At 44.2% G+C, this 7,019-nt stretch carries 3 protein-coding genes; 2 read left to right on the top strand and 1 reads right to left on the bottom strand.

The window, feature by feature from the left end:
• Positions 1 to 304 precede the first annotated feature (304 nt).
• Complete coding sequence (locus LC574_RS18825) at positions 305 to 1,486, top strand: aldo/keto reductase (RefSeq protein ID WP_229454917.1); 1,182 nt, start codon at positions 305 to 307, stop codon at positions 1,484 to 1,486.
• Positions 1,487 to 1,634: 148 nt separating this feature from the next.
• Here LC574_RS18825 and LC574_RS18820 read toward each other — a convergent pair whose 3' ends face one another.
• A complete protein-coding gene (locus LC574_RS18820) occupies positions 1,635 to 2,963 on the bottom strand; it encodes a hemolysin family protein (protein WP_229454916.1) in 1,329 nt (442 codons plus the stop codon).
• 239 nt (positions 2,964 to 3,202) lie between these two features.
• Here LC574_RS18820 and mfd point away from each other — a divergent pair, with 239 nt between their 5' ends.
• Positions 3,203 to 6,805, top strand: a complete 3,603-nt coding sequence (mfd, locus tag LC574_RS18815; RefSeq protein ID WP_229454915.1) for a transcription-repair coupling factor — start codon at positions 3,203 to 3,205, stop codon at positions 6,803 to 6,805.
• Positions 6,806 to 7,019: the final 214 nt, after the last annotated feature.

The raw sequence follows: 7,019 nt of genomic DNA, 5'->3' as shown, positions 1-7,019 counted from the left end.
AGGAATCGTATTTGATTTTTGAAATTATCTACGGAAGAAAGGGAGTGGGGAGTAGGGAATAGGGAATAGGGAATTAGGCTTTTCGAGTTGTACCGAGCTTTTTCAGAAATCAAATATTAGTCCTATATGTGACTACGGCTATAGAATACTGGTTGCAGTCGAATAACTAAAAAAGCTGGCCAGTTTAATATGCAATGAATCTTGCTAGTGTCACAGATTGAACAGAGGTAGTTATTGTGGCAATGTAGACTTGAATGGCTGTTGTTTTTAGATTTTAAGTTGGCAAGCAATTCACAATCTACTGATGCTATATAGACGATTTGGACGCACAGAGTTACAGATGCCAGTGTTTTCCTGCGGTGGCATGAGATATCAGTTTAAATGGGAAGATGTTCCCAATAATGAAATTCCTGCTGATAACCAGGCAAATCTGGAAGCGACTATTAGAAGGGCAGTTGAGGTTGGGATTAATCATATTGAAACTGCTCGTGGTTATGGCACTTCCGAAATGCAATTGGGAAGAGTTTTACCTCAATTTCCCCGCGAAAAGTTGATTGTTCAGACCAAAATCAACCCAAAGGCAGATGCGAAAGAATTCCGCGAGACATTTGAACAATCATTGCAAAATCTCCAGCTAGATTATGTTGACCTTTTAGGGTTGCACGGCATCAATCATGCTGAATCATTAGACTACAGCATCCGCCCTGGTGGCTGTTTGGAAGTAGCGCAGCAGTTGCAAGCAGAGGGAAAAGTTAGATTTATTGGTTTTTCCACACACGGATCAACAGATATGATTGTGCAGACAATTAATACCAATCAATTTGATTATGTTAACCTGCACTGGTACTACATTAATCAATGGAATTGGGCGGCAATTGAAGCAGCTAAACGCCAGGATATGGGGGTGTTTATTATTAGCCCATCTGATAAAGGAGGTTTGTTATATAAACCACCGCAAAAGTTAGTAAATCTTTGCGCCCCTTTGAGTCCAATGGTGTTTAATGATTTGTTTTGTTTGAGTCATCAAGAGGTGCATACCCTGAGTTTGGGAGCAGCAAAACCACAAGATTTTGATGAACACCTGAAGACTTTAGAATTAGTAGATCGGGCATCAGAAATTTTACCGCCAATTTTAGCAAGGTTGGAAGAAGAAGCGATCGCTACTTTGGGAGAAGATTGGGTAAAATCCTGGCAGACAAATCTACCAACCTTTGACCAAACCCCTGGTGAGGTAAATATTCGGGTGATTTTGTGGCTGCGAAATCTAGCGATCGCCTACGATCTGGTAGACTATGCCAAAATGCGTTACAACCTGCTTGGTAATGCCAGCCATTGGTTTCCTGGCAACAAAGCTGATCGGCTAGATGAATTAGACTTGGGGCAATGTCTCGCTCGCAATCCCCACGCTGATAAAATCCCTCAAGTTTTGGCACAAGCACATCAGATGTTGGCAGGTGAGGCTGTCCAACGTCTATCTAATACTTGACAAATTGCATAAATAGAATACCATTGGGCACTTGTACTGAGCAAAGTCGAAGTATTGGGCATTGGGCATTGGGCATGGGGTTGGGAGAGAAATAACTCCTAACTCCTAATTTTTAACTCCTAACATCCGCAATTACCAATGCCCAATACTAATCAGATTTTGCCGTATCCAATGATTTACTTCCCTTTGGTACAACTAGCACCTTATCAACCCGGTTACCATCCATATCCATCACTTCAATTCGCATACTTTGCCATTCAAAATGATCTGCTGCGGCAGGAATACGGCCTAAATGAGTGATGACAAAACCACCTAAGGTTTGATAACTGCCGCTTTCTTCGGATTTCCACTCTTCCATACCGAAAAGTTCCAAAAACTCCTCTACAGGCAACATCCCATCCAAAAGCCAAGAACCGTCTTCGCGTTGCACGGCTTGTGGTTGATCTTGCCCATCTGTTGAAGGAACATCACCCACGATTTCGCTCATGATGTCGTTGAGAGTGACTAATCCTTGAATCACACCATATTCATCGACTACTAGCGCCATGTGAGTGATCGTTTGCTTGAACAATTCCAAAACTTTCAAACCACGAGTGCTTTCTGGCACAAATACAGGCTGTCGTAATCCCACTGTTAAGTCCAGGGGTTCACCGCGAAAACTCCTGGCTAATAAGTCGGTAACTGGAATCACACCCAGCACATTATCAAGTCCCCCTTGACAAATTGGATAGCGGGAGTAGGCACTATCAACCATCTTGTGACGGTTTTCTTCAATAGAGTCGTCTAAGTCTAGCCAGACAATATCGGGACGGGGTGTCATTAAGTAGCTGACAGGGCGATCGCCTAAACGAAACACTCGCTCCACCATATCCTGTTCAGCTTCCTCAAAAGTTCCGGCCTCAGTGCCTTGCTCAATTAAGATTTTAATTTCTTCTTCGGTAACTTGCGGCTCGGTAGAAGCTGTAATTCCCAGTAATCGCAGGATCAAATCTGTAGAAGCGCTTAAGAGATAGACCATTGGGGAAGCGATCGCCGATAAGGCACGCATTGGAATAGCTACAGTCGATGCAATCCTTTCTGGGTTGTTTAATGCCAGACGCTTCGGTACTAATTCGCCAACAATGAGTGACAAATAGGTAATGATCAAAACAATTATACCGAAGGAGATCGGTTGACTATAAGGTGCTAAGAAGGGTACACGCCCCACATAGATCGCTAGTTTTTCGGCAATAGTTGCTCCGCCGAAGGCACCAGTCAAGATACCGATCAGGGTAATGCCGATCTGAATTGTAGACAAAAATTGATTCGGAGACTCAGCTAGTTTCAGTGCTGCCCGTGCCTTGGCATCTCCTTGATTGGCAAGCTGCTGTAGTCTTACCTTGCGAGCTGAGACGACCGCCATCTCAGACATAGAAAACACACCGTTGGCTATAACGAGCACCAAAATGATTAAAATTTCAAAAGTGATGGAGGACATGTTTAAATTGCGGCTTATCAGAGCGAACGTAGCTCAATTCTTAGTATCTAGTATTAAAGGTACTTCGATAAATGCTTTGACTGTACACAAAGTAGTAGTTATAGTTCTTAAGTCTATTAGTCGCTGTGCATTATTCTTCCACCGAATCAATAAGAAGGCTGTTAACACTTTTAAAATGGTTGACATAAACTGCCTCAAGATTTTCTGACTCACAAAGACTCCCACCACTAGTAGTACTTATGTCATTTTCTTCTATTGTGCGTGCCTTAGCGCGATCGCCACTTACCACTGAATTTATTTCTAAGTTAAACCGACAACAAGAATTGCGGTTAAATGGCATTCCTCGACTACCCAAGGGTTTGGTGGCTTCGGCATTGGCGCAGTCTCAGGGCAAGGATTTGTTTGTGGTTTGTGCCACTCTGGAAGAAGCTGGACGCGTTTACGCACAACTGGAGGCAATGGGATGGCAAACAGTACATTTTTACCCCACCTCCGAGGCTTCTCCCTACGAACCTTTTGACCCGGAAACTGAGATGAGTTGGGGGCAAATGCAGGTATTGGCGGATTTGCTCAAAAATCAAGAGTCATTAGTCATTAGTCAGTTGTCATTAGAGACAAACCAAGGACAAATGACAAATGACAAAGGACAAATGACAAATTTAGCAATTGTGGCTACTCAAGGGGCGCTGCAACCTCATTTGCCACCACCAGAAGCTTTTGGGCAATTCTGTCTTACTTTGAAGCGGGGGATGGAATTAGACTTGAATGCCTTCAGTGAGAAGATAACTATTTTGGGGTACGAAAGAGTACCTCTAGTGGAAACAGAAGGACAGTGGAGCCGACGCGGTGATATTGTTGATGTGTACCCAGTTTCATCTGAGTTTCCAGTCCGGCTGGAATGGTTTGGTGATGAAATCGAGCAAATGCGGGAATTTGACCCTGCAACCCAACGTTCCGCCCTCGATAAAGTTGATCAGTTAATTCTTACCCCCACTAGCTTTGCTCCCATCGTCATGGCGGCACTCAAGAATAGTTATGAGTTAGGAGTTATGAGTTATGAGTTAAATTCTGACTCAGAACTTAGCACTCAAAACTCATCATTATTGGAGGGTAGTCGTCGCTTTTTGGGGTTGGCTTTCGAGCAACCAGCGTCCCTGCTAAACTACTTATCAGAAAATACGCTGATTGCCATTGATGAGCCAGAACAGTGTCATGCTCATAGCGATCGCTGGGTGGAAAATGCCCAAGAACAATGGGGAATGGGGAATAGGGAATGGAGAGTAGAGAATGGGGAAGAATCTACCCCCACTCCCCACTCCCCACTCCCTACTCCCTTAGTAATACCAAAAATTCATCGGTCGTTTGATGAGTGTTTGGCTGATGTTGCCAGGTTTAAAACATTATATTTATCGGAACTATCAGAGGAAAATGATGGGATTAATCTTGCTAGCCGACCTGTTCCAGTCACGCCGCACCAGTTTGCTAAACTAGCTGAAACCATCCGCCAAGAACGTGATCGCAATTTCTCGATCTGGCTAATTTCTGCTCAACCTTCGCGTTCTGTCTCTCTATTGCAAGAACATGATTGTCCGGCTCAGTTTATCCCAAATCCCCGCGACTACCAAGCAATAGATAAGCTCCAAATCAACCATACTCCCATAGCCCTAAAATATTCTGGTCTTGCGGAACTAGAAGGTTTTATCCTGCCTACGTACCGATTAGTAATCATTACAGATCGGGAATTTTTTGGGCAGCATTCCTTGGCGACTCCCGGCTATATCCGCAAGCGCCACAAAGCTACTTCTAAACAAGTTGATCCCAATAAGCTGCGTCCAGGCGATTATGTGGTTCACAGAAATCATGGTGTTGGTAAATTTGTCAAGCTGGAAAGTTTGACGATTAATAATGAAACCCGTGATTATTTAGTGGTGCAGTATGCTGACGGTTTATTAAGAGTCGCAGCCGATCAAGTAGGTGCTTTATCCCGGTTCCGCGCCGCAGGTGATAAAGCACCGGAACTCAATCGGATGACCGGTAAAGCTTGGGAAAATACCAAGAATAAAGTCCGCAAAGCGATCAAAAAATTGGCGGTGGACTTGTTGAAACTGTATGCAGCGCGATCGCAACAACAAGGTTTTAGCTTTCCAAGTGATATGCCTTGGCAGGAGGAACTCGAAGATTCTTTCCCCTACCAACCCACAACCGATCAACTCAAAGCTGTCCAAGATGTAAAACGCGACATGGAAAGCGATCGCCCAATGGATCGCTTAGTTTGTGGCGATGTCGGTTTCGGGAAGACGGAAGTGGCGATTCGTGCTGTTTTTAAAGCAGTCACCGCCGGTAAACAAGTGGCACTCCTTGCGCCAACCACTATTTTAACACAGCAGCACTACCATACACTCAAAGAACGTTTTGCACCCTACCCCGTAAATGTCGGTTTGCTCAACCGTTTTCGGTCTGCTGAAGAACGCCGTGATATTCAAAAGCGATTGGCAACGGGTGAATTAGATGTAGTGGTTGGTACACACCAAATTTTAGGTAAAGGCGTATCATTCAAGGATTTAGGACTGTTGGTAGTGGATGAAGAACAGAGGTTTGGGGTGAACCAGAAAGAGAAAATTAAAAGCCTAAAAACTCAGGTTGATGTGCTTACCCTCTCCGCCACTCCCATTCCCCGGACTTTGTATATGTCCTTGTCGGGAATTCGGGAAATGAGTTTGATTACCACGCCACCCCCAACCAGACGACCGATTAAAACCCATCTGTCACCGATTAATTCTGAAAGTATCCGCACTGCAATCCGTCAAGAATTAGACAGAGGCGGGCAGGTGTTCTATGTAGTTACACGGGTGGATGGAATTGAAGAGACAACAGCCAATTTACGAGAAGTAATACCGGGAGCTAGGTTTGCGATCGCCCACGGTCAAATGGATGAAAGCGAGTTAGAATCAACCATGCTCACTTTCAGCAATGGCGATGCAGATATCCTCGTTTGTACAACAATTATTGAATCTGGCTTAGATATTCCACGAGTCAACACCATTTTAATTGAAGATGCTCACCGCTTTGGATTAGCACAGTTGTATCAATTACGCGGTCGTGTGGGACGTGCAGGTATCCAAGCTCATGCTTGGTTATTTTATCCGAAGCAACGGGCATTATCTGACGCGGCACGGCAACGTTTACGAGCGATTCAGGAATTTACTCAGTTGGGTTCTGGGTATCAGCTAGCGATGCGCGACATGGAAATCAGAGGCGTGGGTAACTTGCTAGGTGCAGAACAATCCGGTCAAATGGATGCCATTGGTTTTGATTTATACATGGAAATGCTAGAAGAAGCAATTCGGGAAATCCGAGGACAAGAAATTCCGCAAGTGGAGGATACCCAGATTGATCTCAACCTTACAGCATTTATCCCAGCAGATTATATTACTGATTTGGATCAAAAGATGAGTGCATACCGGGCGGTGGCCACAGCTAAATCTAAATCAGAATTAAAACAGATTGCAGCCGAGTGGAGCGATCGCTATGGTAATTTACCAGTCTCTGCAAATCAACTTTTGCGAGTCATGGAACTCAAACAGCTAGCGAAAAAGCTCGGATTTAGCCGGATTAAACCAGAAAACAAGCAGCACGTCGTTTTAGAAACACCGATGGAGGAACCCGCTTGGAACTTGTTGGCGGCGAATTTACCAGACAATCTCAAAACGCGCTTTGTGTATTCTCCAGGTAAAGTGACGGTGCGCGGGTTAGGAGTTTTTAAAGCAGATCAACAATTGCAGAATTTGATTGATGCTTTCGGGAGAATGCAAGGCGCGATTCCAGAGGCGGCTGTTGTTTAAATGCTAGAAAAAGATTAGTCATCAATTGCTTGATAAGTTTTACTCAAGTTTTTATCAATTAACGGGACTTAAACATTTTTGAGGCAGAAACAAGCCTCAAACCCATGCAGGGCAAGACAAATACACCAAAGGCTTAAAAATGCTTGAAACCCAGATATATCAAGAAACTAGGCAAAACGATGTCAAAGTCTCTCTGTATATAGATTTGAGGTTC

The sequence above is a fragment of the Nostoc sp. CHAB 5715 genome (genome assembly GCF_020829685.1).
Classification (GTDB): Bacteria; Cyanobacteriota; Cyanobacteriia; order Cyanobacteriales; family Nostocaceae; genus Nostoc.
The sequence above is the reverse complement of the archived record's forward strand: the minus strand, read 5'-3'. Positions and strand labels throughout refer to the sequence as shown.